General features: G+C 72.9%; 16 protein-coding genes. 7 read left to right on the top strand and 9 right to left on the bottom strand.

From position 1 onward, the window contains the following. Positions 1-9 precede the first annotated feature (9 nt). On the bottom strand, positions 10-837 hold the full coding sequence (locus ACFO0B_RS17095) for a hypothetical protein (protein WP_378613835.1): 828 nt from the start codon (positions 835-837) through the stop codon (positions 10-12). A 245-nt stretch (positions 838-1,082) separates the two neighbouring features. On the opposite strand from ACFO0B_RS17095, the gene ACFO0B_RS17090 reads away from it, so the two are divergent. After that, a complete protein-coding gene (locus tag ACFO0B_RS17090; protein ID WP_378613457.1) occupies positions 1,083-2,303 on the top strand; it encodes an acetyl-CoA C-acyltransferase in 1,221 nt (406 codons plus the stop codon). Between the two features lie 7 nt (positions 2,304-2,310). On the opposite strand, the gene ACFO0B_RS17085 is transcribed toward ACFO0B_RS17090, so the two are convergent. From ACFO0B_RS17085 to ACFO0B_RS17075, 3 genes are all read right to left on the bottom strand, one after another. Then, positions 2,311-2,598 carry a hypothetical protein gene (locus ACFO0B_RS17085; protein ID WP_378613456.1) on the bottom strand — a complete coding sequence of 96 codons (288 nt, stop codon included), beginning with the start codon at positions 2,596-2,598 and terminating at the stop codon, positions 2,311-2,313. A gap of 131 nt (positions 2,599-2,729) precedes the next feature. After that, positions 2,730-3,671: an alpha/beta fold hydrolase gene (locus tag ACFO0B_RS17080; protein ID WP_378613455.1), complete on the bottom strand. Its 942-nt coding sequence runs from the start codon at positions 3,669-3,671 to the stop codon at positions 2,730-2,732. Positions 3,672-3,832: 161 nt separating this feature from the next. After that, a complete protein-coding gene (locus ACFO0B_RS17075; protein ID WP_378613454.1) occupies positions 3,833-5,014 on the bottom strand; it encodes an AAA family ATPase in 1,182 nt (393 codons plus the stop codon). Between the two features lie 474 nt (positions 5,015-5,488). On the opposite strand from ACFO0B_RS17075, the gene ACFO0B_RS17070 reads away from it, so the two are divergent. Next, complete coding sequence (locus tag ACFO0B_RS17070; protein ID WP_378613453.1) at positions 5,489-6,046, top strand: C40 family peptidase; 558 nt, start codon at positions 5,489-5,491, stop codon at positions 6,044-6,046. A 3-nt stretch (positions 6,047-6,049) separates the two neighbouring features. Continuing rightward, the gene (locus ACFO0B_RS17065) at positions 6,050-6,442 is read left to right on the top strand and encodes an RNA-binding S4 domain-containing protein (protein WP_378613451.1); all 393 of its coding nucleotides are present in this window, start codon (positions 6,050-6,052) and stop codon (positions 6,440-6,442) included. Here the strand turns inward: ACFO0B_RS17065 and ACFO0B_RS17060 are convergent. The 3 genes from ACFO0B_RS17060 to ACFO0B_RS17050 are packed head-to-tail and all read right to left on the bottom strand — an operon-like array spanning position 6,439 to position 13,504. Continuing rightward, positions 6,439-8,028, bottom strand: a complete 1,590-nt coding sequence (locus ACFO0B_RS17060) for a fatty acyl-AMP ligase (protein ID WP_378613450.1) — start codon at positions 8,026-8,028, stop codon at positions 6,439-6,441. The two genes, ACFO0B_RS17065 and ACFO0B_RS17060, sit on opposite strands and share 4 nt — an antisense overlap. Beyond that, the gene (locus ACFO0B_RS17055; protein ID WP_378613449.1) at positions 8,025-13,247 is read right to left on the bottom strand and encodes a type I polyketide synthase; all 5,223 of its coding nucleotides are present in this window, start codon (positions 13,245-13,247) and stop codon (positions 8,025-8,027) included. Before ACFO0B_RS17055 ends, ACFO0B_RS17060 begins: the two co-directional genes overlap by 4 nt. Beyond that, positions 13,244-13,504 carry an acyl carrier protein gene (locus ACFO0B_RS17050; protein ID WP_378613448.1) on the bottom strand — a complete coding sequence of 87 codons (261 nt, stop codon included), beginning with the start codon at positions 13,502-13,504 and terminating at the stop codon, positions 13,244-13,246. Before ACFO0B_RS17050 ends, ACFO0B_RS17055 begins: the two co-directional genes overlap by 4 nt. Before the next feature lie 279 nt (positions 13,505-13,783). Here ACFO0B_RS17050 and ACFO0B_RS17045 point away from each other — a divergent pair, with 279 nt between their 5' ends. Continuing rightward, complete coding sequence (locus ACFO0B_RS17045) at positions 13,784-14,743, top strand: MBL fold metallo-hydrolase (protein WP_378613447.1); 960 nt, start codon at positions 13,784-13,786, stop codon at positions 14,741-14,743. 128 nt (positions 14,744-14,871) lie between these two features. Here ACFO0B_RS17045 and ACFO0B_RS17040 read toward each other — a convergent pair whose 3' ends face one another. After that, positions 14,872-15,846, bottom strand: a complete 975-nt coding sequence (locus ACFO0B_RS17040; protein ID WP_378613446.1) for an NAD(P)H-dependent flavin oxidoreductase — start codon at positions 15,844-15,846, stop codon at positions 14,872-14,874. Between the two features lie 334 nt (positions 15,847-16,180). On the opposite strand from ACFO0B_RS17040, the gene fadD5 reads away from it, so the two are divergent. From fadD5 to ACFO0B_RS17025, 3 genes are all read left to right on the top strand, one after another. Beyond that, entirely contained in the window at positions 16,181-17,752 is a 1,572-nt protein-coding gene (fadD5, locus tag ACFO0B_RS17035) for a fatty-acid--CoA ligase FadD5 (protein WP_378613445.1), read from the top strand. A gap of 116 nt (positions 17,753-17,868) precedes the next feature. Further along, entirely contained in the window at positions 17,869-20,295 is a 2,427-nt protein-coding gene (locus tag ACFO0B_RS17030) for a serine/threonine-protein kinase (protein WP_378613444.1), read from the top strand. Then, on the top strand, positions 20,292-21,893 hold the full coding sequence (locus ACFO0B_RS17025) for a serine/threonine-protein kinase (protein WP_378613443.1): 1,602 nt from the start codon (positions 20,292-20,294) through the stop codon (positions 21,891-21,893). Before ACFO0B_RS17030 ends, ACFO0B_RS17025 begins: the two co-directional genes overlap by 4 nt. Here ACFO0B_RS17025 and ACFO0B_RS17020 read toward each other — a convergent pair. Continuing rightward, the gene (locus ACFO0B_RS17020; protein ID WP_378613442.1) at positions 21,890-24,262 is read right to left on the bottom strand and encodes a lysylphosphatidylglycerol synthase domain-containing protein; all 2,373 of its coding nucleotides are present in this window, start codon (positions 24,260-24,262) and stop codon (positions 21,890-21,892) included. The genes ACFO0B_RS17025 and ACFO0B_RS17020 overlap by 4 nt on opposite strands. Positions 24,263-24,274: the final 12 nt, after the last annotated feature.

Below are 24,274 nucleotides of genomic sequence, written 5' to 3'. Positions count from 1 at the left end.
ATGAGGCGGTCAGTCGATGAACCGCAGGTCCGAAATCGTGCCGCTGGCCACCAACATGACGTAGAAGTCGGTGAGCACGAGGGTGCCGAGGGTGGTCCAGGCCAGGGCCATGTGCCTGGTGTTCAGCTTCGACACCTGGGTCCAGAACCAGTAGCGCACCGGGTGCGCCGAGAAATTCTTGAGCCGCCCGCCCGCGATGTGCCTGCAGGAATGGCAGGAGAGCGTGTACGCCCAGAGCAGCACGACATTCAGCAGCAGCACCAGGTTGCCGAGGCCGAAGCCGAAGCCGCCGCTCTTGCCGTGGAAGGCGACGACCGCGTCGTAGCTGTTGACCAGCGAGACCAGCAGCGCCACATAGAAGAAGTAGCGGTGCGCGTTCTGGATGATCAGCGGCAGCCTGGTCTCGCCGGTGTACTTGGCGTGCGGCTCGGCGACCGCGCAGGCGGGCGGCGAGAACCACACCGCCCGGTAGTAGGCCTTCCGGTAGTAGTAGCAGGTGAGCCGGAAGCCGAGCAGGAACGGCAGGACCGCGAAGCCCAGCGGTATCCACATCGGCAGGTCGCCGAGCGGCGTCCCGAAGTGACTCGCACCTTCCACGCACGACGTGCTCAGGCACGGTGAGTAGAACGGCGTCAGGTAGTGGTAGTCGGCAACGTAGTAGGCGGTGCGCACGAACGACCTGACCGTCGCGTATACGACGAACGCACCGAGGCCGAGCACGGTGATCAGCGGTGGTAGCCACCAGCGGTCGGTGCGGAGGGTGCGTGCGGAAATCCGTGCTCTGGTCGTCGTGAAGACGCCGGTGGGTGCGGCAGTCACGGTGGATGCCTCGCTGATCTGCTCTGCGGGCTCGTCGGGTTGGCCCGCGATCCGATGTGATGACGAGCACCCTACGACAGGGGCGCTATCGCTCGAGTCCGGTACCGCCATTCCGGGAGCATCGGCCCAGTAGTGATCTTCACCACAACCGTGTTCGAGGCCTGATCGTCACACTTCGGTAACAGCCCCGTGGTGCCCTTTTCCTGACAAATCGCCCGTTGACGTGCGGTGACACGTGGATCCGGCAGGAAGGGGCCACCACGATGAGAAGGGCCGCGATCGTGGCACCCGTCCGCACCCCCGGTGGGGTGGCGGGCGGAGCGCTCTCCGGGATGCCGCCGGAATGGCTGGCGACAACGGTGCTCTCGGCGGTCATCGACCGCTCCGGCATCGATCCGCTGCGGATCGAGGACGTCGCCATGGCGTGCATCGATCCGCGCCGGCCGACGGTGCCGCACCTGAGCAGGCTGGCCGCGCGCGGCGCCGGGCTGCCGTTCGCGGTGCCCGGCTTCCTCACCGACCGGCGCGGCGGCAGCGGGCTGCAGGCGGTGATCACCGCGGCGATGATGGTGCAGACCGGCGCGGCGGACGTGGTCGTCGCCGGTGGCGTCGAGTGCTCGGCGGACGGCGCGATCTCACCGCGCGATCCCGGTCACCGGGCCGACCTGGTGAACGCCGAGGAGCTGGCCAGGCACTACGGGATCGGGCGGGTGGAGGCGGACGAGTTCGCGGTGGCCAGCCACCGCAGGGCCGCAAGGGCCTGGCGGCAGGGCGCCTTCGCCGCCGAGGTGGTCCCGGTCGGCGTCACCGCCGACCCGTACGCCCGCACCGCCGCCGACTTCGACCCCGGCCACCGGATCGCCAGGGACGAGGGGGTGAGGGCGGACGCCACCACGCACACCCTCGCCAACCTTCGCCCCCTGCTCCCCCGCGGTGTGGTGACCAGCGCCAACATGAGCACGCACCGGCACGGCGCCGCGGCCTGCCTCGTCGTCGCCGAGGACCGGCTGGACGAGCTCGGGCTGACCCCGCTGGCCTACCTGGTCGGCTGGGCCGCGGCGGGCTGCGACTCCGACATCGCCTCGCTCGGCGCAGCCCCCGCCGTGGCGAAGCTGCTCGGCCGCAACGGTTTCACGATGGACGACCTGGATCTGATCGAGGTCAGCGAGGGCTTCGCGGTGGAGGTGCTCGCGCTGGCGCGGGAGTGGGATCTGGACCCGACCGACCGGCTGAACGTGAACGGCTCCTCGATCGGGCTCGGCAACCCGGTCGGCGCCACCGGGCTCCGCATCATGACGACGATGCTGCACGAACTCGAGCGCGGCGGCGGCCGCTACGGCCTGGAGGCCATCGCGCTCGGGCACGACCACGGCATCGCGGCGCTCTTCGAGTCGGCGGAGTCGGCGCCTGCCTCCGCGCCGCCGCGCGGGGCCCGGTTCCACGGGGCACGCCCGCCGCGGCGACCGGGGCGGCACCGGGCCTGAGCGCGGGTCAGGTGGTGCGCGGGCGGGAGTGGAAACCGAGCCCCTCGTCCTGCGCGCCCATCCAGGCGGATTCGTCGCTCTTGCTGTCCGGCACGTAGATGGTGTCGCGCGGCCTGCGGCCCAGCTCGGGCGGCGGCGCCTGCTCGAACTCGTCGGCGTCGATGACGAGCCGTTCGAGGTCGTTCTCCAGCCGCCGGACCGGCGACGCGTCGCCGTAGTGCGAGCGCAGCGCCCCGATGGAGCGCTGGAGCTGGCCGACCGCGTAGCGGAGTTCCGCGATATCGCTGCGTGTCATCGTTACCTCCCAGGTTGTGTGAGGTCACAAGATCATGTGACCCACTGCACACCGTGATCTACAACACAGTAACTGAGGAAATCCCTCGTGTCCGGTGCGATCTCGAATCGGGGCGGAACCGGTCTGCGCGGTCAGCCCGCCATGGCGTAGCTCCGTGTGCCGGCCAGCACCCGCCGGACCAGCCCGGAGAGCGCCTCGGCGACCTCGTCCACCCGCTCCAGGATGACGCCGTGCCCGGCGCCGTCGACCCGGACCAGCTCGGCCGCGGGCAGCTGCGAGGCGAGCACGACGGAGTGCGCGAACGGGGTCACCAGATCGGCCGAGCCGGCCAGCACCAGCGCCGGGATCCCGGCCAGCCGGTGCAGCCCGTCGCTCTCGTCGAAGGTGCGCAGCGGCTCCAGGAAGCTGGTCATGGTGAGCAGCGGGGTCTCGTTGAACATGGCGATGGCGAGCGCCCGCACCCGCGGGCTCACCGGCGCGGTGCCGAGGTTGGCCTCGCCCATGATCGGCTCCAGCAGCCGCCGGGAGAGCCGGTGCGAGGCCCCCATCAGCCGCGGCGCGCGCAGCACCGCCCGCTGCAGCGCGCCGATGGCGCGCCGGTTCAGCAGCCGGCCGAGCCCGACGTCGGTGAGGCCGCTCGCGGCGGTGGCGATGAGCGCGAGCCCGGTGATCCTGGTGCCGACGGCCTGCGGGTACAGCCGGGCGTGCGCGAGCGCCGTCATCGCGCCCATCGAGTGCCCGATCAGGATGACCGGGCCGGTCGGGGCGAGCGCGCGGAGCACCGCGTCGAGGTCGTGCGCCAGCTGATCGATGGTGTAGCCGGCGGCGGCGCCGGCCCCGGAGTGGCCGTGCCCGCGGTGGTCGTAGCTGACCAGCCGCGCGGTGCCGCCCCAGTCCCGCGCCAACCGCTCGCCGAGGAAGGACCAGGTGTCGGCGCGCAGGCAGTGGCCGTGCACGAAGACCAGGGTGAACTCCGCGCTGTCGGCGCCGATGACCCTGGCCGCCAGCGGGGTGCCGTCGTCGGCGGCCACGGTGACGCGACGGTCGGCGACGGGAGCGATCGACGTGGTCATGGCAACACCTCCGGGCTCGAACGTTCTTTCCCTGCCTGAATGGTCGCGCGCCGAAAGCTCGCCGTTAACCGACTCCACCTGCCGTTACGCAGCCGTGGCCGAACCGAGTCGCGTCGAGATCATCGAAGTATAGGAGAGTGTTCGGTGCTCCCTAGATTTGCTTAGACAGTCCTGAGGTAGCGCCCGAAGTGCGGGACGGTGAAGCCGATGCTCCCCCGCTCGGCCGAGTAGATGAGCCCCTTCTTGATCAGCCCGTCCCTGGCCGGGGAGAGCGAGGCGGGCTTGCGGCCGAGCTCCTTCGCCACCGCCGCGGTGGCCACCGGTCCGTCGTCGCCTGCCAGGTCGGCCATGGCCCGCATGTACTCGCGCTCGGCCGGGGTCGCCCGCTCGTAGCGGGAGCCGAAGAAGCCGACCGCGAGCTCCTCCTCGGCGGCCGGCGCGGCCACCTCGACGTCCTCGGCCCCGATCGGGCTGTGCGGCGCCTGATCCCAGGTCGCCTTGCCGTATGCCTGCACGAAATACGGGTAGCCGTCGGCCTTCTGGTAGAGCAGGTCGAGCGCGGCCGGGGTGAACTCCACGTCCTCGCGCTCGGCCGGGGCGATCAGCGCCTGGTCGGCGGAGTCCCGGTCCAGCCGGTCGATCCGGTGATAGCTGAAGAGCCGCTCGGAGTAGCTCTTCGAGGCGGAGAGGACCGCGGGCAGGTGCGGCAGCCCGGCGCCGACCACGATCAGCGGCGCGGCGTCCTGGCTCAGCTCGTGGCAGGCGCCGCAGACGGCGGAGATGTCCGCGGGGCCGAGATCCTGCATCTCGTCGATGAAGATCGCGATGCCGACGCCGATATCGCCGGCCAGCGCGGCGGCCTCGCCGAGCAGCTCCACCAGGTCGATCTCGATATCGCCGGAATCGGCCCGCCCGGTCACCGCGGGGACATCGATGCCCGGCTGCCAGCGATCCCGCATGCCCTTGTCGGCGGTTGCGCGCAGCGCGAAAGCCTTGAGGATGCCGAGGAAATCGTCGACCCGCTCCGGGTTCCGGTGCGAGGCGGCGATGGCGCGCACCGCCATGTGCAGCGCGGAGGAGAGCGGCCGCCGCAGCTCCTGGTCCGGCCGCGCCTCCAGCTTGCCGGTGCCCCAGCCCCTGGAGACAGCGCCCGAGCGCAGCTGGTTGAGCAGCACGGTCTTGCCGACCCCGCGCAGCCCCGTGAGCACGACACTGCGTTCCGGCCTGCCGCGCGCGATCCGCTCCAGCACGACGTCGAAGGCGGTGAGCTGCTTGTCTCGGCCCGCGAGTTCGGGCGGGCGCTGCCCGGCTCCGGGGGCGTACGGGTTCCGCACGGGGTCCATGACCCGACAGGCTAGTGCGTCGTCGGGAGAATATGAGTGCTTCTAAGCGCAGCACTAGAGACCGCTATCGAGCCCGATCGAGCCGTGCCGCCGGCGGTCCGCGAGCCCGTGACCGTTCCGTGATATTGATCGGAATCGCCACAACCCCAGCTCCGGGCCTGTATTCGGAATAACGAGGTGAATAGCCTGCTCTGTGGGCTGGACAACAGCACGTGCGGGTCGTAATCTTCTCGTGACTTAGTGGAGTCTGTCGCTTCGTGAGGAAGGAGCGGCGCCGCTGAGTTACCGCCACAGCGGCTGTCGGGGCCCATGGGATTCCCGGCTTCGTCGCGCCGGGGCACACCCCGGCAGGCGGGTGATGCACATAGAGGGAGATTCAGCTCGGTGGGTAAACACAGCTTGCAGCGGGATTCACGCGTTCCGGGTTCCGTCAAGGGCGCTCTGGTCCTCGGTGCGGTAGCCGCGACCGGTGCCATGCCCGCGGTTTCGGCCATGGCGGCCACCATCGATATCCCCGGCCTCGGCTCGTTCGACGTCCCGCAGGAATTCGAGGCGCCGGCCCAGCAGCTGGAGCAGCAGCTGACCGCCGCGCTCGGATCGCTGCCCGCGGCCCCGCAGGGTGCGCCCGCGCTTCCCGGCTTCGCCGCGCCGGAGCTGCAGGGCATGTTCGCCCCGCAGGTACAGAACACCGCCGGTGACATCGCGCTCAACGCCGCCAAGTCCAAGGTCGGTGCCTCCTACGTCTGGGGCGCCACCGGCCCGAGCAGCTTCGACTGCTCCGGCCTGGTGCAGTGGGCGTTCAAGCAGGCCGGTGTCGAACTGCCGCGCACCAGCTTCGAGCAGTCGCACGTCGGTGCCCCGGTGGCCTTCAACGATCTGCGCGCCGGTGACATCGTGATCACCAACGGCGGCGGCCACGTCGGCATCTACGCCGGCGACGGCAAGCTGCTGAACGCGGTGCAGTCCGGTACCCCGGTCTCCTACACCCACCTCTCCGCGGACGAGGTCGTCACCGCCCGCCGCGTGCTCTGACGATTGCCCCCTGAGCAGAGCGCACCAGCGCAGGCCCGGGTCGACTCCTGGACCTGGGCGGTGCGCCTGTTCAAGACCCGGTCGGCCGCCGCGGAAGCATGCCGCGGCGGACACGTCCGGGTGAACGGCGCCACCGCCAAACCCGCGCAGCAGGTGAAGCTCGGTGACGAAGTTCGGATCCGAGCCGCCGGGGTGGAACGCATCGTCATCGTGGAACGCATCGTCACGAAGCGAGTAGGCCCGCCCATCGCCGCGCAGTGCCTGATCGACCGCAGCCCGCCGCCGCCACCCAGGGAAGTTCTCGCTTCCCTGCCCCGGCGGGATCGCGGCAGCGGCAGGCCGACCAAACGCGAACGGCGCGAAACCGATCGGCTGCTCGGGCGCACCGAGAACTAGTGCGGCCGCAGCTCTCCCGCGGCGAAGCGGGCGCGACACTCCCCGCGCCGCACCTTCCCGCTGGATGTCCGCGGAATCTCGCCCGGCGGCACCAGCAGAACCGTGCTCGGCACCACCTCGTGGGTGCGGGCGACGGCGGAGCGGATCTTCCCGGCCGGCTCGGCATCGGCGTCCGGCGTCTCCGCCACGATCACCAGCGATTCGCGCACGCCGTCGTCGTGGCCGAAGGCGGCGACCAGCCGGATCTCCGGGGCGGCCGCCGCCGCCGTTTCCTCCAGGTCGGCCGGGTGGTGGTTGCGGCCGTCCAGGATCACGAGGTCTTTGGCACGGCCGGTGACGTAGAGCTCGCCGTTGTGCTCGAAGCCGAGATCGCCGGTGTGCAGCCAGTTCTCGGCGTCGGCTACACAGACATTGGGGCCGGAGACGTGGATCTCCCCCTCTCGCCCCGGTTCCAGGATTGTGCCGTCGGCCGGATCGACGATTCTGATCCGCTGCCCGGCCGGTGGACCGCAGCCGACCAGCGCGACCGCGGATCCGGTGCTCGCGGGGCGGGCACGGCCGGTGGTCAGCGCTGCTCGATCGACCTCGAGGACCGTCGGCTCGCGGTCCTGCGGAGTCAGGGTGACGGTGAGTGTGGCCTCGGCGAGGCCGTAACCGGGGGCGTGTGCGCGATGCCGGAAGCCGGCCGGGGCGAAGGTTTCGGTGAAGGTGCGCAGGGTTGCGGCGCGGATCGGCTCGGCGCCGTTGAGCACCGCATCGAGGGTGGTGAGATCCAGGTGCCGCACTTGACGTTCCGTGGTTGTCGCGGCGGTCAGTGCCAGTGCGAAATCCGGGGCGCCGGTCGTGCCCGCGCCGAAGTCGGAGCAGGCGCGCAGCCAGCGCACCGGACGCTTGACGAAATCGACCGGGGCGAGGGTGGTGCCGGGGACTCCCGACCAGATCGGCAGTGCGAGGGTCAGGACCAGGCCCATGTCGTGGAAGAAGGGGAGCCAGCCGACGATCGGTTTCGTCCCCGCAGCGGGGATCGCGGCGCGGAGTTGCCCCACTGCGGCGGTGAGATTCTCGGACTCGACGCGGATTCCGGTCGGGGCGCCGGTGGAACCGGAGGTGTACTGGAGATAGGCGGGAGCGTTGCCCGGCGGTAGCTCGGCGCACTCCACCGTTCGGCTCGGGTCGACCACGAGCACGTTCCCGGCCAGCGCGGCCGAGACGTCGTCGCCGGGATCGATCAGGCTGAGCGCCGGTGTGGCGTCGGCGAATACGCCGGTCAGCCGCTCCGGGTGCCTGCCGACGGGGAACAGCGGGACGGCGAGGCGATCGGCCGCCAGGCAGGCGAGGAAGGCCAGGACATAGCCGTTCCCATGGCCGGTGAGCAGCGCGACTCGATCGCCGGATGCGGTGCGGGCGCTGATCTCCCTGGCGAGCGAGGCCACCGCGGCGGTCAGCTCCGCGTAGGTGAGCGTGTGCGGGATGTAGTCGCCGCCGTCCGGGCTCCCGGGGGCGGGATAGCGCAGCGAGGTGTACGCGGGGGCGTTCGGACGTTCGCGGGACCACCGGGCGAGCCGGTCGATGAGGTGCTCGGTCATCCCGGATCACCGCGGCCGAGCCGCTCCGCCAGCATGGTCGCCAGGGCGGCGACGGTCGGGTTGCCGAAGATCTCGGCGGTTGAGAGCCGCACCTCGAGGCGGGATTCCAGCACCCGGCGCAGCTCGATGCCGAGCAGCGAGGTCAGGCCGAGATCGTTGAAGTCGGCGGCCGGATCGACCTCGTCCGCGGGGCGGTCGAGGGCGGCGGCCAGCGCGGCGCGCACGATGTGGGCCAGCGGGCGCGGCTGCACATCGACTCGCGCGGGCACGCCCGGCGCCACGGATTCCGCGCTGCCGCCGAGGGTCTGGCTGAGTCGCCTGCCGACGGGGGAGTGGTCACCGGGCCCGGACCAGTCGAGGGCGAGCAGGTACGGCACCTCGTGCCGGAGCACCTCCGCGAAGAGCGCGGCGCCGCGCTCCGGATCGAAGGCGCGGATTCCGGCGCGGCGGAGGTGGCTCGCGCCGCCCGCCGCCTCGGTCAGCCCGGACGACCAGACGCCCCAGCCCACGCTGGTCACCCGGCGGTCGCGCTGTGCGCTCGCCAGCGCGTCCATGGCGGAGTTCGCGGCCGCGTAGGCTGCCTGCCCCGGCGCGCCGAAGGCGCCGGTCGCGGAGGAGAAGAGCAGGACGAAGTCGGTCGGGTCGGTGGCGGTCAGCTCCAGCAGGTGGCCGGCGGCGATCGCCTTCGCGGCGAGCATGCCGGTGAGTTGCTCTGGCGTCACGTCGGGGAAGGCGGCGTCCTCCAGGCTGCCCGCGGCGTGGATGATTCCACGCACCGTGGATCCCCACTCGCGGATGTCGTGCAGCGCCACGGCCAGGTCGACGCGGTCGGTGACGTCGCAGCGGACCACGACGATGCGGTCCTCCAGGCCGTCGAGCACCGCGGGCATGGGGCGCGGCGCCCTGGTCAGCACCACGACGTCGCGTGCACCGTCCGCGAGCAGCCAGCGCACCGCCAGCGAACCGAGCGCGCCGAGCCCGCCGGTGACCACGTAGGTGCCGGTGGCGTCGATCGACACCGGTGCGGCCGCCACCGGGTCGGCGCGCACGAAGCGGCGTACCGACAGGGCGCCCGCCACCCGGAGCTCCAGCGGCAGGGCGGGGTCGGTGACCGCGCGGACCAGGGCCTTCTCGGTGCCCGCTGCCCGCCACACCAGGCGGACCCGCAGCGCGGACTCCAGTTGCAGGCTGCGGATCAGCCCCGCCAGCGCGGCCGCTGGATACAACCCGGTCGCCGATGGCACCGCATCGATCGGGAGCAGCACGGTCAGCGTGGCTGTCGCCGGCGCCGCCGTCACGTGCTGTAGCACTGCGAGGGTCCTGGTCAGGGCGGCGACGGTGGCGCTCTCCGGGCGCGGGTTCGTCGGCCAGACGAGGACGACGGCGAGCCGGGTCGCCGAGGTGTGGCCGGTGAGCACCGACTGGACCAGCGGGAGCGCGGCGTCGGGGTCGCGGGCGATCCGCTCGGTCGGCAGCGTGCGCTCCAGCGCGCGGGCCAGCAGCACGGCGTCTTCGGAGTCGCCGATCACCAGCGCGCGCCTGATGTCCGGCGCGGACGTGCCCGCTCCGGTCGTCGCCGGAGGTTCGCCCGCAGCGGCGGTCGCCGGGGTGGTGTCCGCGGGGGGCGAGCCCTGACCGGTCCCGGCCGCACCCTCCGGCAGCGGCACCCAGTGCTCGGTGCGCAGCACGTCGGCGCGGTGCGGGGCGGAGTGCACCGGCAGCTCCGGATCGGTGAAGCGCACCCGCACTCCGAGCAGCGCGAGCATGGGGATCCCGTGCTGGTCGGTGGCGACCACATCGCCGACCAGCCCGGCCCCCGACCGCTCCCGGACCAGGGCGTGCGCCTCGCCGACCGTGCGCCCGGGTTCGGTGGTGAGCCAGGCGTTCTCGATGCCGATGGGCAGCGGCACCCGCCCCTCCGGCAGCCCGCCCGCGGCCGCGGCGAGCACGTGCAGGCACCCGTCCAGGGTGGCGGAGCGGTGCGGGTCGGCGGCGTCCAGCTCGCCGACCGCCCGATCGCGCTCCACCGCGAGCCCGCGCAGCGGCCGGAAGGCGGGGCCGTACTCCAACCCGCGCTCGCGCAGCTCCGCGTAGAAGCGCGGCACCTGGACGGCGCGCATGCGCGGCCGGGCGGCGCGATTCGTATCGACCACCCGCATCCATGCGACGATATCCCCGGGCGTGGGGTCACCGGCGGACCGAGTCGAAGCCAGCGCCGAGGAACCCGTGACCCCCGCCCGCAGACCGGGCCCGCCCGCCTCCTCCCGGTAGGTGACGGCGGGCACGGCATCCGAGCGGGTGAGCTCGTGCACCGCGAAGCCGCGCACCGCCGATGCCCCGGACTTGGCACGCGCCGCGTGCAGCAGCCGCAGCAACCAGTAGACCGCCGGAATCAGGGGCACCCCCGCCACCACGTGATCGGTGGGATCGTCGGCCGGGAAGGCCGCCTCGGTGAGCGCCGGAGGCGCGGGTACCAGCAGCGGGAAGCGGCGGCGCTGCCAGCGGCGGCGCGGCGGCGGCTCGGTGAGCGGGCCGAGCGCGGACCAGTCGGGGGCGCGGCCCGCCACGTGCAGCGCGCCGAGGCACTCCAGCAGCGCCGCGACCTCGTCGTCGCGGCTCGCGGTGGCGTGCGCGCTGTGCGCGAAGGCGGGGGTGTCGCGGATGGCGGGGAGCAGCACCGGGTGCGGGGCGATCTCCAGCGCGGTGCCGAAGCCGTCCGCCCCCGCCCGCTCCAGCGCCGCGCCGAGATGTACCGTGCCGAAGGCGTTCTCGGCCCAGTACCCGGCATCGGTGTCGGCGGTGCCGATGAGCTTGTCCGCCCGTGCGGTGGAGTAGAGCGGGAGCCGGGGCACGAGCGGCTCGATCCCGGCCAGCGCCGCGCGCAGCTCGGGCAGCACCGGCGCCACCTGCGGGCTGTGCGCCGCGAAGCGCACCGCGACCGGGCGCGCGAAGAGCCCGCGCCGCTTCGCGCGGCGCAGCAGGATGTCCACGTAGCGGCGCGATCCGGAGATCACCACCGAGCGGGGGCCATTGACCGCGGCCACCGCCACCTCCGCCGCGACCGGCTCCACCAGCGTCTCCGCCACCGGCAGCTCGGCCTCCAGCACGGCCATGGCGCCGTGGCCGTCGAGCCGGCCGAGCAGGGCGCCGCGGGTCACCGCGACCAGGGCCGCGTCGCCGAGCGCGAGTGCGCCTGCGGCGACGGCGGCCGCGACCTCGCCGAGGCTGTGCCCGGTGACCGCGTCCGGCCGGATGCCCCAGTGCGCCAGCAGCCGCAGCATGCCGATCTGGTAGACGAAGAGCGCCGGTTGCACGATGGCCGTCGCCTCGTCGGGCACGAAGCCGCCATCCGGCGTCCATACCACCGGGCCGCCGGCCGTGACAACGGCATCGGTCGCTTCGGCGAGGCCGGCGGCGAAGGCGGGGAACCGGGCCGCGAGCGCAGCGCCCATGCCCGCGAACTGGCCGCCCTGGCCGGAGAAGACGAACAGCACCCCGCCTTGGATCGGGGCGCCCGGCCCGAGAACGCCACGCACCTCCCGCGATTGCGCGAGCGCACGCAGCCGCTCGACCGCCGTCTCCGCGTCGGCGGCGAGCACCGCCGCGCGGGTGGGTTCGGGCAGCCTGCGGGCCTCGGCGATGGCCAGTGCCGCGACCCGCGCCATGCTTGGCTGTGCCGCCGGGCCGCGCGCATCCGGCCGCGTGATCGAGCCGCTCGTATCCCGCTGCGTGATCGAGCCGGCTGCGTCCGGCTGCGTGATCGAGCCGGCTGCGTCCGGCTGCGCTGCTGAGCCGCCTGCGTCCGGCTGCGCCGCCGAACCGCTCCCGTCCGGCTGTGCCGTCGGCCCCGCGCCGGGCGAGTCCGCGCCTGCGTCGGGCGACTGCCCGGCCGCGAGTGCGTCGGCGACGGCGGTCGCCCGTTGCCGCACCTCCTCCGCATCCCGCCCGCTCAGCGGAATCAGCACCGGCCCGGCCGCACGCACCGGCTCGGCCTCGCCCACCCCGTGCAGCACGACGTGCGCGTTCGTCCCCCCGAACCCGAACGAGCTCACCCCGGCCCAGCGCTCACCCGGCGGCACCGCCGACCAGTCGACCGCGCGCACGGTGGGCCGCAGCCCGTGCTCGGCGAGCCGCAGCAGCGGGTTCGGCGAGCGCACGTGCAGCGTCGGCGGGATCACCCCGTGCCGGACGGCGAGCGCCGTCTTGATCAGCCCGGTCACCCCCGCCGCCGCCTCCAGGTGCCCGACATTCGACTTCACCGACCCCAGCCACACGGGCTCGGGCGCCGCACCGAGCACCGCGGCAAGCGCCCCGACCTCCACCGCATCGCCGAGCGGCGTCCCGGTGCCGTGACACTCCAGGTAGCGGGCCCGGCGCGGCTCCACCCCCGCCCGCAGCCAGGCCGCCCGCACGACCTCCTGCTGCGCCTTCCCGCTCGGCGCGTAGAGCCCGTTGGAGCGCCCGTCCGAGCCGACCGCGCTGCCCGCGATCTCGGCGTAGATCCGCGCCCCCGACGCCTCCGCGTCGCCGGTGCGCTGCAGCACCACCACCGCGCAGCCGTCGCTCCTGGTATAGCCGTCGGCGGCCGCGTCGAAGGGTTTGCACCGGCCGTCCGGTGCCAGGAAACCGCCGTCGGCCAGGTACTCCGACGTGTGCGGAAGCAGCACCAGGTTCACCCCGCCGACCACCGCGAACGGCACCGCCGGGTCGGCGAGGAGCCGCACCGCCAGGTCGACCGCGGCCAGCGACGAGGAGCAGGCGCTGTCCAGCACCAGGCTCGGCCCGTGCAGGTCGAGTGCGTAGGAGATCCGGTTCGCGACGATGCTGAGCGCCGACCCGGTGACCGCGAACGGGGCATCGTGCCCGCCCGCGCCGAGCACGGTGATGCCGTGGTCGAAGGTGCAGGCCCCGAAGAGCACCGCGGCCCCGGAACCCACTGCCCGGTGGCCGATCCCGGCGTCGTCCAGCGCCTCGGTCGTCACCTCGAGCGCGAGCCGCTGCTGCGGGTCCATCACCGCGGCCTCGCGGTCCGGGATGCCGAAGCGGGCATTGTCGAACCGGTCGATGCCGCGCAGGTAGCCGCCGCGCCTGGTGAGCGGGCGGTCCGGCGGCGGCGCGCCGGTGGCGTCCAGCCCGGTGGACAGCAGTCGCCAGAAGTCCGCGGGGCCGTCCGCTCCCGGGATGCGGCAGCCGATGCCGACGATGGAGATCGGGGTCATGCGGCGAGGTACTCGACCAGTTGCTCGATGCTGGCATGGTCGTACAGCGCGACGAGCGGAATCGCCACGCCGAGCGCGTCCTCGAGCGCGCCGGTGAGCCGGGCCAGCTGGGTGGAGTTCAGCCCGAGGTCGGTGAAGGGCGCGGTGGTCGAGACCGGCCCCGCGTCGGCCGGGAGCAGATCGGTGATCGCCGCGACCGCCGCGGCCGTGAAGGCCGCCCGCCGTGCGGCCCTTCCCTCGGGTACCCCGGCGCGCATCGCGACCTCCCTCTGCCCGGCTCGCGGCCGGGATCCCCCGACGATTATGCCCGAGGGAAGTAGCGAATGCGCTGCGCAGCTGGGTCTTTCAGAGCGACGCCCGCAGACCGGGGCGGCGGAGGGTCAGCGCGCGGGCGGTGCGCGATCCGCGGTGCCGCGCAAGCCGTGCGCGGACGAGGTGTACGTCCGCGCCGCCGCCGGGTCCGGGTGCACGGCCGCGGGCAACGGGCGGGCGGCCGGACGATATCCGCGCGCCCCCCGCGTCGCTACAGTGACCCCATGCCGGGAGACGACCGCACCGCGACGGTGCCGACCCTGCTGCGCTGCTGCGCCGCACTCGCCGCGACCCCGCGGCGGCTGCTACGCCCCCGCAAACCGGACACCGCGCTGCTGGCCGGGCTGCGACTCGCCGACCCGCCGCCCGCACGGGCGACCGTCGCGCTGACCGTGCTCACCCAGGCCACCATGCACGCGCCGACCACCATCGTCGCCGAGGGCACCCGCGAGCTCGGCCGGATGACGCTGGTCATGGGCAGCTTCCTGGTCGAGCACCCGAAGGCGCGGTTCCTGATCGACCCGGCGCTCTGCTCCGGCGTGCACGAGCGGGTGCTGCCCGAACTGCCCTTCCCGGTGCCGCTGCTGGTCGCCCCGGAGAAGCCGGTGCTCGGCCTGGCCGATGCGCTGGCCGCGCGGGACGTCGCGGTGGATTCGATCGAGTTCGTGCTCCCCACCCATCTGCACTGGGACCACGTCTCCGGCCTGCTCGAGCTGCCCGAGCGGGTCCCGGTGCGGTTGCCCGCCGTCGAACGGGACTGGGCGCTCGCCGGGCCGCGCGCCCCGATCGGCGTCGCCCGCGGCCCGCTGCGCAATCGCGGCACCGAACCCCTCGAGCTGGACGGCCCGCCGGTCTTCGGCTTCCCGCGCAGCCACGACCTCTTCGGCGACGGCGCGGTGCTGCTCGTCGACCTGCACGGCCACACCCCCGGCAGCGTCGGCGTCCTGCTCGCGGTGGACGACGGCAGCCGGGTGCTGCTCGCCGGCGACGCGGTCTGGAGCAAACTCCAGGTCGATACGCTGCGCGAGAAGGCCCCCATGCCGGGGCAGCTCTTCGACGCCGACCGGGACGCCGCGTTCGCCACCATCCACCGCCTGCACGCGCTCCCCGACGGCATCGAGCTCATCGCGAGCCACGACCACGCCGCCGTCACAGCCCGAGCAGCGCGAAACCCCCAGCGCTGAAGCGCTTCCCGCCCCTCGAACCCGCTCGAGGCCGGGGAAATGCGGGTACCGCACAGGGGCAGTGGCTCGCCACCCCTGCGCGGTACCCAGGTCGCCACCGCTTTTTCGCCGTTCGCGGCGGCGACGTCCTAGCGGGCGACGAGCCCGGCGAGCTGCCCGGTGATCAGCCCCTCGGCCTCGCGCACCATGCGTTCGATGAGCACCGCGCAGGTCGGGATGTCCTCGATCAGCCCCTGGGCCAGGCCGGTGGACCAGATGCCTGCGTCCAGGTCGCCCTCCTCGAACACCTTGCGGCCGCGCGCGCCCGAGACCAGCTCGCGCACGTCCTCGAAGGTGCCGCCCGCCTTCTCGATCTCGACCACCTTGCGGCTGATGGCGTTGTCCGCGACCCGCGCGGTGTTGCGCAGGGTGCGGAAGATGAGCTGGGTGTCCAGCTCGGAGTTGGCGACGATCTGCTCCTTGACCTGCTGCGCGATCGACGACTCGGCGGTGCAGAGGAAGCGGGTGCCCATGTTCACCCCGTCGGCGCCGAGCGCGAGCGCGGCGACCAGCCCGCGGGCGTCCGCGATGCCGCCGGAGGCGATCACCGGGATGTCGAGCACCCGTGTCGCGGCCGGAATCAGGATCAGCCCGGGGACGTCGTCCTCACCGGGGTGCCCGGCGCACTCGAAGCCGTCGATGCTGACACCGTCGACGCCGATCTTCTGCGCCTTCAGCGCATGCCGGACGCTGGTGCACTTGTGCAGCACCTTCACCCCGGCCTCGCGGTAGGCGGGCAGGAAGGGCTCGGGGTTGCTCCCCGCGGTCTCGACGATCTTGACGCCGCTCTCGATGATCGCCCGCGCGTACTCCGCGTACGGCGGCGGGTTGATCGAGGGCAGGATGGTGAGGTTGACGCCGAACGGCTTGTCCGTGAGCTCCCGCGTCCGCTCGATCTCCGTGCGCAGGTCGTCGGGGGTGGGCTGGGTCAGCGCGGTGATGAAGCCGAGGCCGCCCGCGTTCGCGACGGCCGCGACGAGCTCGGCCCGGCCGACCCACATCATGCCGCCCTGCACGATCGGGTGTTCCACGCCGAATGTCTCGGTGAACCTGGTCCGCAGCATTGCGCTCTCTCCTCGTGTTCGCGCGGGCGAGCCGGAATCCGCCCGGACCCGACGATCGTGACACGCCGATCCGCCCGTCTACAACCCACAAGTGAGCCGAGATTCGCACAGAGCTTTCATGATCGTCGGGAGTGATCGCGCAGAGGTGGCGGAAAAACAGCAGTTCCACGTCGTTGCTGAGAGAAAACACCCGGAATCGTCTCCTGAACGAGGATTCCCATCCCGATCTGTTGCCGAGGGCAAAAGTTAGTTGTTATTCTGGCCCGAATCTGCCGTCGGTGGTGTGGGTCACTCAGGGCCCACCGCGGGTGGCGGTTCGAGAGGAGTTCGTGGGATGACCACAGGTGCACAGGCGCTGGACGAGCCGATCCGCTCGCGTCGCAACCACTGGAACAACCAGCTCGCGACGCACGCGCAGATGCGGCCGGACGCGGTGGCGCTCCGGTTCAAGGGCGTCGACACCACGTGGCGGCAGCTGCACGAGCGGTCGGGCAAGTTCGCGGACGCGCTCGCCCGCCGCGGCGTCGGCTTCGGCGACCGGGTGCTCATCCTGGCGCTGAACTACCCCGAGTACCTGGAGGCGGTGTTCGGCATCAACGCGCTCGGCGCGATCGCGGTGCCGGTGAACTTCCGGCTCACCCCGCCCGAGGTCGCCTACATCGTGAGCGACAGCGGCGCCAAGGCCGTCGTCACCGACAGCGTGCTGCAGCCGCTCGCCGTCGCGGTGCGCGCGCAGGCGCCGGGGCTGGAGTCGGTGTTCGTGATCAACGGCGCCTCCGGCGACGGCGTGATCGGCTTCGACGACGCGCTCGCGGAGGAGGGCGAAGCGCACGTCGCGCGGGACATCCCCGAGGACACCCCCTCGCTGATCATGTACACCTCGGGTACCACCGGAAGCCCAAAGGGTGCCGTGCTCTCCTACGCGAACATGAACGCGCAGGCGCTGACCTGTATCCGCGCGCTCTCCTCGACCCCGGACACCGTCGGCTTCTGCACCTCGCCGCTGTTCCACATCGCCGGCCTCGGCAGCCTCGCGCCCGCTTTCCTGCTCGGCTCGAAGACGGTGCTGCACCCGCTCGGCGCCTTCGACCCGGTCGAGTTCCTGGACGCGGTCGAGGCCGAGGGCGCGACCACCGCGTTCTGCGTCCCCGCGCAGTGGCAGGCCATCTGCGCGGTGCCGGGCGTCAAGGAGCGCAGGACCGCGCTCGAGGTGCTGAGCTGGGGCGCGGCCCCCGCCTCGGACAGCGTGCTGGAGGCGATGGCGGAGTGCTTCCCGAACGCCTCCAACGTCGCGGTCTTCGGGCAGACCGAGATGTCGCCGATCACCTGCGTGCTGGAGGGGAAAGACGCGCTGCGCAAGCTCGGGTCGGTGGGCAAGCCCATCCCGACCATCCAGACCCGGGTGGTCGACGACGAGATGAACGACGTGGCCCCCGGCGAGGTCGGCGAGATCGTCTACCGCGGCCCGACCCTCATGCAGGGCTACTGGAACAAGCCCGAGGCCACCGCGGACGCCTTCGCCGGCGGCTGGTTCCACTCCGGTGACCTGGTCAAGCAGGACGAGGATGGCTTCGTCTGGGTGGTCGACCGCAAGAAGGACATGATCATCTCGGGCGGCGAGAACATCTACTGCGCCGAGGTGGAGAACGTGCTCTTCGCGCACCCGAAGATCCGTGAGGCCGCGGTCATCGGGCGCACCCACGAGAAGTGGGGCGAGGTGCCGGTCGCCGTGGTCGCGCTGCACGACGCGGACGCCGAGCTCACGCTGGCGGAGCTGGAGCCGTTCCTGAACGAGAGCCTGGCGCGGTACAAGCACCCGAAGGACCTGGTCGTGGTCGCGGAGCTGCCGCGCAATGCCAGCGGCAAGGTCGTGAAGGTACAGCTGCGGAAAGACTTCTCGTCCTGATCTTGTTCCGGTGCCCGGCGGAATCCGGCGGGCACCGGGCAGGCCGATCGTGGAACAATCGGGGGCGGCCCGTCGCACGCGCGGGGGGCCGACGGCGATCGGCAGGTTGAAGAGGAATGACAGAGGCGGGGGAGCGCTGGTTCGGCGAGTATCGGCTCGACCGGGAAGTCGGTCGAGGCGGGATGGGCCGGGTCTGGAAGGCCTGGCACGCACCGACCGAGCGGTTCGTTGCGCTCAAACTGCTCCCCGCCGCGGCCGCCGACGACGAGGAGTACCGCCGCCGCTTCGAGCGGGAGGCGCGGGTCGCGGCCCGGCTCAGTGACCCGCACGTCGTCGCCATCCACTCCTTCGGCCGCGTCGGCGACCAGCTCTACATCGACATGGCGCTGATCGACGGCGACGATCTCGCCGCGCTGCTCATCGACGGCGGGCGGATCGCGCCGGAGCGGGCGGTGCACCTGCTCGGCCAGGTCGCCTCCGCGGTCGACGCCGCGCACGCCGCCGGCCTGGTGCACCGCGACATCAAACCCGGCAATGTGCTGGTCAGCCGCAACGACTTCGCCTACCTCATCGACTTCGGCATCGCCAGGCCGCGGGACGGCACCGTCCTCACCACCGGCAGCGTCGCCATCGGCACCATCGCCTACATGGCGCCGGAGCGCTTCGACGGCGAGGCGACGGCGCGCAGCGACATCTACTCGCTCGGCTGCGTGCTGGTCGAATGCCTCACCGGGCGCAGGGCGTTTCCCGGCGACAGCCACGCCGAGCAGATCAACGCCCACCTCAACCACGCACCGCCGCGGCCGAGCGCGCTCGTCGCCGATGTGCCGCCCGCGCTGGATCGGGTGATCGCGAAGGCGCTGGCCAAGCAGCCGGAGGAGCGGTTCGGCAGTGCCGGGGAGTTCGCGCTGGCCGCCTGGGCAGCGCTGGAAGCCGACGCGGGTCCGCTCTCCGAGCCGATCGCTGTGGTGCAGTCGGTTTCGCCGTCGCCGGTGTCGGCGGAGTCCGGGGCCGAGCGGTTGGTGGTGCGCGGGGTGGCGACGCCGGTGCTCGGGGCGGCCGATGAGACGGAGTCGCACGCGCGCGGGGCGAAGCTCGAGGTCGGTGCCGCGAAAACGCCCCCACTCCCGGACGATCCGGACTTCCCCGCTGGTCTCCCGCTCGCCGCGGATTCCCCCGTAGCGGTCACACCCGCGCTCCCCGCTGTCGACGGTGAGGCTGCCGAGCCCGCGCCGGTCGCCGCGGAGACACCGGTGCTCCCGAACGAGCCGCAAGTTGTGGTGAAGCTGCCCGCGGCGGCAAACGGCGCTTGGAACCCCGCCCCGGATCCACCCGTGCTCGCGGACGATGCCCCGCCGCCCGCCCGTGCCGTTGGCATTGCCCCGGACTCGCCTGCTGAACCGGGACCGCCGACTGCGGCTGTGGACGGTGATTCGAGTTCCGCTGCCGCGAAGGTGGTACTGCCCGCTGGCGTGGACGAAGCCGATCCCTTCGCCGAGCCGCCGGCGGGTGCTGCCGCGAAGGCGGTGCGGCCCGCGGTTGTGGACGGCGACGCTGATTCGGCCGGGGAACCGTCGGAGGACGCAGTCGTGGAGCCGGCGGGCGTGGAGCCGGAGTCGGAGCGGCGGATCGCGGAGGAGCCGACCCCCGTTCCGCCCGAGCCCGGTTCGGCGCCGCCCGCGGGGCGTGGCCGGGTGACCCTGCGCGACCCGATCCTCATCGCGCCGAAACCGGCACTGCCGAAACCGCTTCCGGTCCGCGCGGCGGCGGCGGTGCTCGGCGTGCTCGGCGCCGGTGTGCTGACCACGACCCTGCTGCTCGCCGCTCCGGACGGCCCGAGCGAGGAGGCGGGCACCGCACCGACCTCGGTGCTCGGCCCTGCCATCACCTCGCCCGGCCGGCAATCGCCCGGCGTAGCCGCCCCGCCGCCGAACACGGCGCCCACCTCGGGCGCACCGGCCGCGGTCGAGGTGCCCGGCGCCCGCACCGAACCCGTGCTCGCCCCGCCGCCCGCGGGCGAGGTGCCCGCACCGGCACCGCCGGTCGATGCCCTCCGCCCGCCCCTGCCGTCGATTCCGGTCGGCGCCCCCATCACCAGCCAGCCGGAGCCGACGCCGCCGACCACCGTCCCGCAGCCGACGACAACGGTCCCGGCCACCACTCCGCAGCCGACAACCGAACCGCCGCCGACGACGCCGTCGACCACCGCCCCCGCCACCACAACGGCGACCGAGCCGACCCCGACCTCCACCCAGCCCAGCCTCCCGACCCAGCCCGCGGCTGCCCCCATCGAGCCCGCCCCCGGCCCGTTCACCGAGCCCAGCGGCCCCGCTCCGACCCAGCCGAGCCTCCCGACCCAGCCCGCGGCCGCTCCGATCGAGCCTGCCTCCGGCCCGGTCGCCGAGGCAGGCACCGCGGCTTCTGCCCAGCAGAGCCTCCCCGCCGAGCCCGCCGGCGGTTCGGTAGCGGAGCCCAGCGCCCCTGCCCCCGGTCCAGTCGTCACCACCGCACCCGAAACGCCCGCCCGGGCGGAAACCCGGTGAACGCAACCCGCTGGTTCGGCGACTACCGCCTGGACTCCGTGATCGGCCGCGGCGGCATGGGCCAGGTCTGGCGCGCCTTCCACCAGCCGACCCAGCGGTTCATCGCGCTCAAGGTGCTGCCCGCCGAACTCGCGGACGACGAGGAGTTCCGCCGCCGCTTCGAGCGGGAGGCGCGGGTGGCGGCCCGGCTGCACAATCCGCACCTGGTGGCGATCCACTCGTTCGGCCGGGTCGGCGACCAGCTCTACATCGATATGGCGCTGGTCGACGGCGTCGACGTGAGCGCCCTGCTGCGCGAGCGCGGCCCAATGCCGCCGGTGCGCGCGGTGGAGCTGCTCGCCCAGATCGGCGCCGCGGTGGACGGCGCGCACGCGGCCGGGCTGGTGCACCGCGACATCAAGCCGGGCAATATCCTCATCGACCGCACCGGCTTCGCCTACCTGATCGATTTCGGCATCGCCAAGCCGAACGACGAAACCGGGCTGACCAGCACCGGCGCCTCGCTCGGCACGATCGCGTACATGGCGCCGGAGCGGTTCGAGGGCGTCGCGGGCCCGCCCGCCGACATCTACGCACTCGGCTGCGTACTGGCCGAGTGCATTCTCGGCGGCAAGATCTTCGCCGGCGAGAGCGTCGCCGAACAGATCTTCGGCCACCTCTACAAACCCCCGCCGCGCCTCGGCGAGCTGCGCCCCGGCGTCCCGCCCGCCCTGGACGACGTGCTGGCCCGCGCCCTCGCCAAGGACCCCGCCGACCGCTTCGGCACCGCCACCGAATTCGTCGACGCCGCGCGTCGGGCGCTCACCGATCCGGCCGCCTGGAACCACGGCACCGCCGCGACCGTCGCCCCCGCCACCGTCAACTGGTCGACCGGCAACGAGCACCGGATCGCCACCACCCTCCCGCCCCCGGGCTACGCCGACACCGCGGGAGCACCGCACACCCCGCCCGCGGGCAACGGGCAGCACTACGCCGCGGGCACACCACCCACCCCGCCCGCCGCGTACCGACCCGTCCCCGACCACGGCACCGCCCGCGGCGTCCCCGCACCCCGGAAAACCGGCCGCCGCAACGCCTTCATCGCCATCACCGCGGTACTGCTGGTCTTCGCGATCGCCGCCGGTGTCACCCTCGCCCTCCGCACCGGCGGCTCCGTCGGCGACGTCACCGTGACGACCGAAACGACTACCGAGGAGACCACCCTCCCCACCGAGGACGGCCCGACGGAGACCACCGAGCCGACCGGCTCGATCCCCGCCCTCCCCGACCGCTTCGCAGGCACCTGGAAGGGCCGCGTCACCGACGGCCTCGCCGCCCTCGACATCGAGCTGACCCTGCGCTCGGGCCAGGTCGGCGAGGAGGTCGGCGAGGCGAGCAATACCGGCGTGATCTTCAGCCAGACCTGCGAGCGCGCCGAAACGCTGCTGGCCGCGAGCGAGACCGAGGTATCGCTGCGCGCCCGGCTCACCGGCGGCCCGGCCGACTGCACCGACGACGGCAGCGTCTCGACGCTCACCGCCAACCCCGACGGCAGCATCGGCTACAGCTTCCCCGGTCCGCTCGGCACCACGCTCAGGGGCACCCTGAAACCCGCCTAGATCTTGTTCTGCGCGCTCAACCCGCGCATGATCGGCCACCCGCAGAACACCGGCAACCAGCAGGTCAGCACCCGATAGAGCAGCACCGCAGGCACCGCGACCTCGGCGGGCAACCCGAACGCCGCGAGCCCGCCGATCAGCGCCGCCTCCACCGCGCCGACCCCGCCCGGCGTCGGCGCCGCCGAGGCGAGCGTGCCGCCGATCATGGTCACGATGGTGACGGTGATGAAGGTCGTGCCACCGCCGAAGGCCTGCACCGAGGCCCACAGCGCCCCGGCCTGGCCGAGCGTGATGGCCCCGCAGCCGAGCACGATGAGCACCGAGCGCTTCGGGTCGCGGGCGAGCGCGACCAGCTCGCCGAGCACCTCCTGCAGCTGCGGCCGCACCGAATCGTTGAGCCAGCCGCGCAGCTTCGGGACGAAGGTGAAGGTGCCGATGATCCCGACGCCGACCCCGGCGATCAGGTACAGCACGGTCGCGTCCGGCACGAAGTGCGAGAGGTCGGCGGAGGTGCCAGCGGCCACGCTGAAGAACAGCAGCAGGGTGATGTGCGTCAGCACCTGCACCGCCTGCTGCAGCGCGACCGCCGCGGTGGCGCGCACCGCCCCGAGCCCGCCCTTCTGCAGGTACCGCACGCTCAGCGCGAGCCCGCCGATCCGAGCCGGGGTGGTCGTCGCTGCGAAGGTGTTCGCGATCTGCATGACGATCAGCCCCCACAGGCTGATCCCGCGCGAGGCGCAGGCCCAGAGCGCAACCGCGGCGCCGACGTAGGTGAGCGAGGAGATGCCGAGCCCGAGCAGCGCCCACCACCAGTTGGCGGTGCGCAGCTGGGTGAAGAAGGTCGGCACCGCGCTGATGAACGGGTAGGCCACGTAGACCAGCCCGACCAGCAGCACCAGCTGGATGATCTGGTTGCGGCTGAACCGGGTGATCTGCTCCGCCTCGATCCGGTCCTGCCCGGTCTGCTTGCGCACCTCGGAGCGCGCCTCGCCGAGCCGGTCGCTCCAGTCCGGCACCGAGCGCCGCATCCCGGGGGGCAGCGCGAACTTGGTGAGCCTGCGGGAGGCGTCGAGCACCGCCTGCTCGCCGAGCGCCTCGATGGCCGTGCGCACCGCTGGCTCCCTGCCGAAGAGCGAGGTGGTGGTCACCAGCAGCTGCGCGATGTCGGACTGCAGCTGCGTGTCGCTGGCGCCGTACTCGGCGCTGGCGAAACCGCCGAACAGCACCGCGCCGTCGCGCACCCGGATCTCGCTCGGCCGCAGGTCGCCGTGCGCGATCTGGTGCTCGCGCAGGGTGCCGAGCGCCGCCCAGACGGCGGGCAGGATCTCGGCGCCGGACTCGGCGAGCGGCCTGCCGTGCGGCACCGAGTGCGCGTACAGCGACCAGCCGCGGGCCAGCCCGCTCACCGCGATCGGTTCGTGCGCGGCCACCCCGGCGTCGCGCACCGCCAGCGCGAGCAGCCCGCGGTGCTCGACCGCGCGGTGCATGGAGCCGTACGGCGAGGGCGTCTCGCTGCTGCGGAAGGTGAGCCGGCGCCAGAGCTGGCGCAGCGCGCTGTGGCTGCGCTGGTTCTTGCCGTAGAGGTCGACGATCAGCTCGCGCTCGGCGCCGTCCACCGCGGCGGCCAGCACCAGCGGACCCGGCCCGGCCGGGCGGAGCACGGTGAACGCGGTGACCGTTCGCCCGCGCCCGGCGAGCAGCCGCACCGCGGCGTCCAGCGGAACCTCCAGTGCGGGCGTGCCGACCGCGAGCACGATCACCGCGCCGACCAGCCACCCCACCGCGAGCCCGAACATGGCGCGGGCAGGCACGACGGTGCTCACCACCAGGTGGATCGGGGCGAAGGCGAGCAGCAGGAACCACATGAAGCGGCGGACCCGGGTCGGCAGCCACGGGCTGGAGACGGTGAGCACCGCCGCCGCGCCCGCGATCCAGCGCGGGTCGTCCAGGAACTGGGACAGGAAGGTGTCGAGGCGGTCCGGCACCTGCAGGTGCCACTGCGGCGCGGAGAGCCCGGTGCCGGTGATGGAGAGCAGCAGCCCGGCCACCAGCCCGGCCGCCGCGTACCCGGCCATCAGCTTCCACTGCCGCCGCCAGACCAGCTCGATCAGGATGACGAAGGGCAGGATCAGGATGGCGACGCCGTAGCAGAGGTAGACCAGATTGGACTGGGCCGGATTCAGGAAGCCGATGATGTTGGAGACCGAGCGCTCCAGCGCCAGCCACTCCGGCCGGGTGATCACCGAGCCGACCACGACCACCCCGACGCCGAGCGCCGCGAGCACCACGCGAATGATATCGCTGGTCCGCCTGGTCAGCGGCGGCAGCAGGCTGCCGGTGACCGGAATTTCCCGCCCGTCGACTCGCATGGCGTATCGGTA

This window comes from Nocardia jiangsuensis, assembly GCF_042650385.1.
GTDB classification, from domain to species: domain Bacteria; phylum Actinomycetota; class Actinomycetes; order Mycobacteriales; family Mycobacteriaceae; genus Nocardia; species Nocardia jiangsuensis.
Note: the sequence above shows the minus strand (reverse complement) of the source record. Positions and strands in the feature narration are given on the sequence as shown.

Excerpts from the sequence above, each read along its gene's own strand:
- ACFO0B_RS17090 (WP_378613457.1), top strand. The coding sequence starts at position 1,083 with ATGAGAAGGGCCGCGATCGTGGCACCCGTCCGCACCCCCGGTGGGGTG.
- ACFO0B_RS17085 (WP_378613456.1), bottom strand. The coding sequence starts at position 2,598 with ATGACACGCAGCGATATCGCGGAACTCCGCTACGCGGTCGGCCAGCTC.
- ACFO0B_RS17080 (WP_378613455.1), bottom strand. The coding sequence starts at position 3,671 with ATGACCACGTCGATCGCTCCCGTCGCCGACCGTCGCGTCACCGTGGCC.
- ACFO0B_RS17075 (WP_378613454.1), bottom strand. The coding sequence starts at position 5,014 with ATGGACCCCGTGCGGAACCCGTACGCCCCCGGAGCCGGGCAGCGCCCG.
- ACFO0B_RS17070 (WP_378613453.1), top strand. The coding sequence starts at position 5,489 with ATGCCCGCGGTTTCGGCCATGGCGGCCACCATCGATATCCCCGGCCTC.
- ACFO0B_RS17060 (WP_378613450.1), bottom strand. The coding sequence starts at position 8,028 with ATGACCGAGCACCTCATCGACCGGCTCGCCCGGTGGTCCCGCGAACGT.
- ACFO0B_RS17055 (WP_378613449.1), bottom strand. The coding sequence starts at position 13,247 with ATGACCCCGATCTCCATCGTCGGCATCGGCTGCCGCATCCCGGGAGCG.
- ACFO0B_RS17050 (WP_378613448.1), bottom strand. The coding sequence starts at position 13,504 with ATGCGCGCCGGGGTACCCGAGGGAAGGGCCGCACGGCGGGCGGCCTTC.
- ACFO0B_RS17045 (WP_378613447.1), top strand. The coding sequence starts at position 13,784 with ATGCCGGGAGACGACCGCACCGCGACGGTGCCGACCCTGCTGCGCTGC.
- ACFO0B_RS17040 (WP_378613446.1), bottom strand. The coding sequence starts at position 15,846 with ATGCTGCGGACCAGGTTCACCGAGACATTCGGCGTGGAACACCCGATC.
- fadD5 (WP_378613445.1), top strand. The coding sequence starts at position 16,181 with ATGACCACAGGTGCACAGGCGCTGGACGAGCCGATCCGCTCGCGTCGC.
- ACFO0B_RS17030 (WP_378613444.1), top strand. The coding sequence starts at position 17,869 with ATGACAGAGGCGGGGGAGCGCTGGTTCGGCGAGTATCGGCTCGACCGG.
- ACFO0B_RS17020 (WP_378613442.1), bottom strand. The coding sequence starts at position 24,262 with ATGCGAGTCGACGGGCGGGAAATTCCGGTCACCGGCAGCCTGCTGCCG.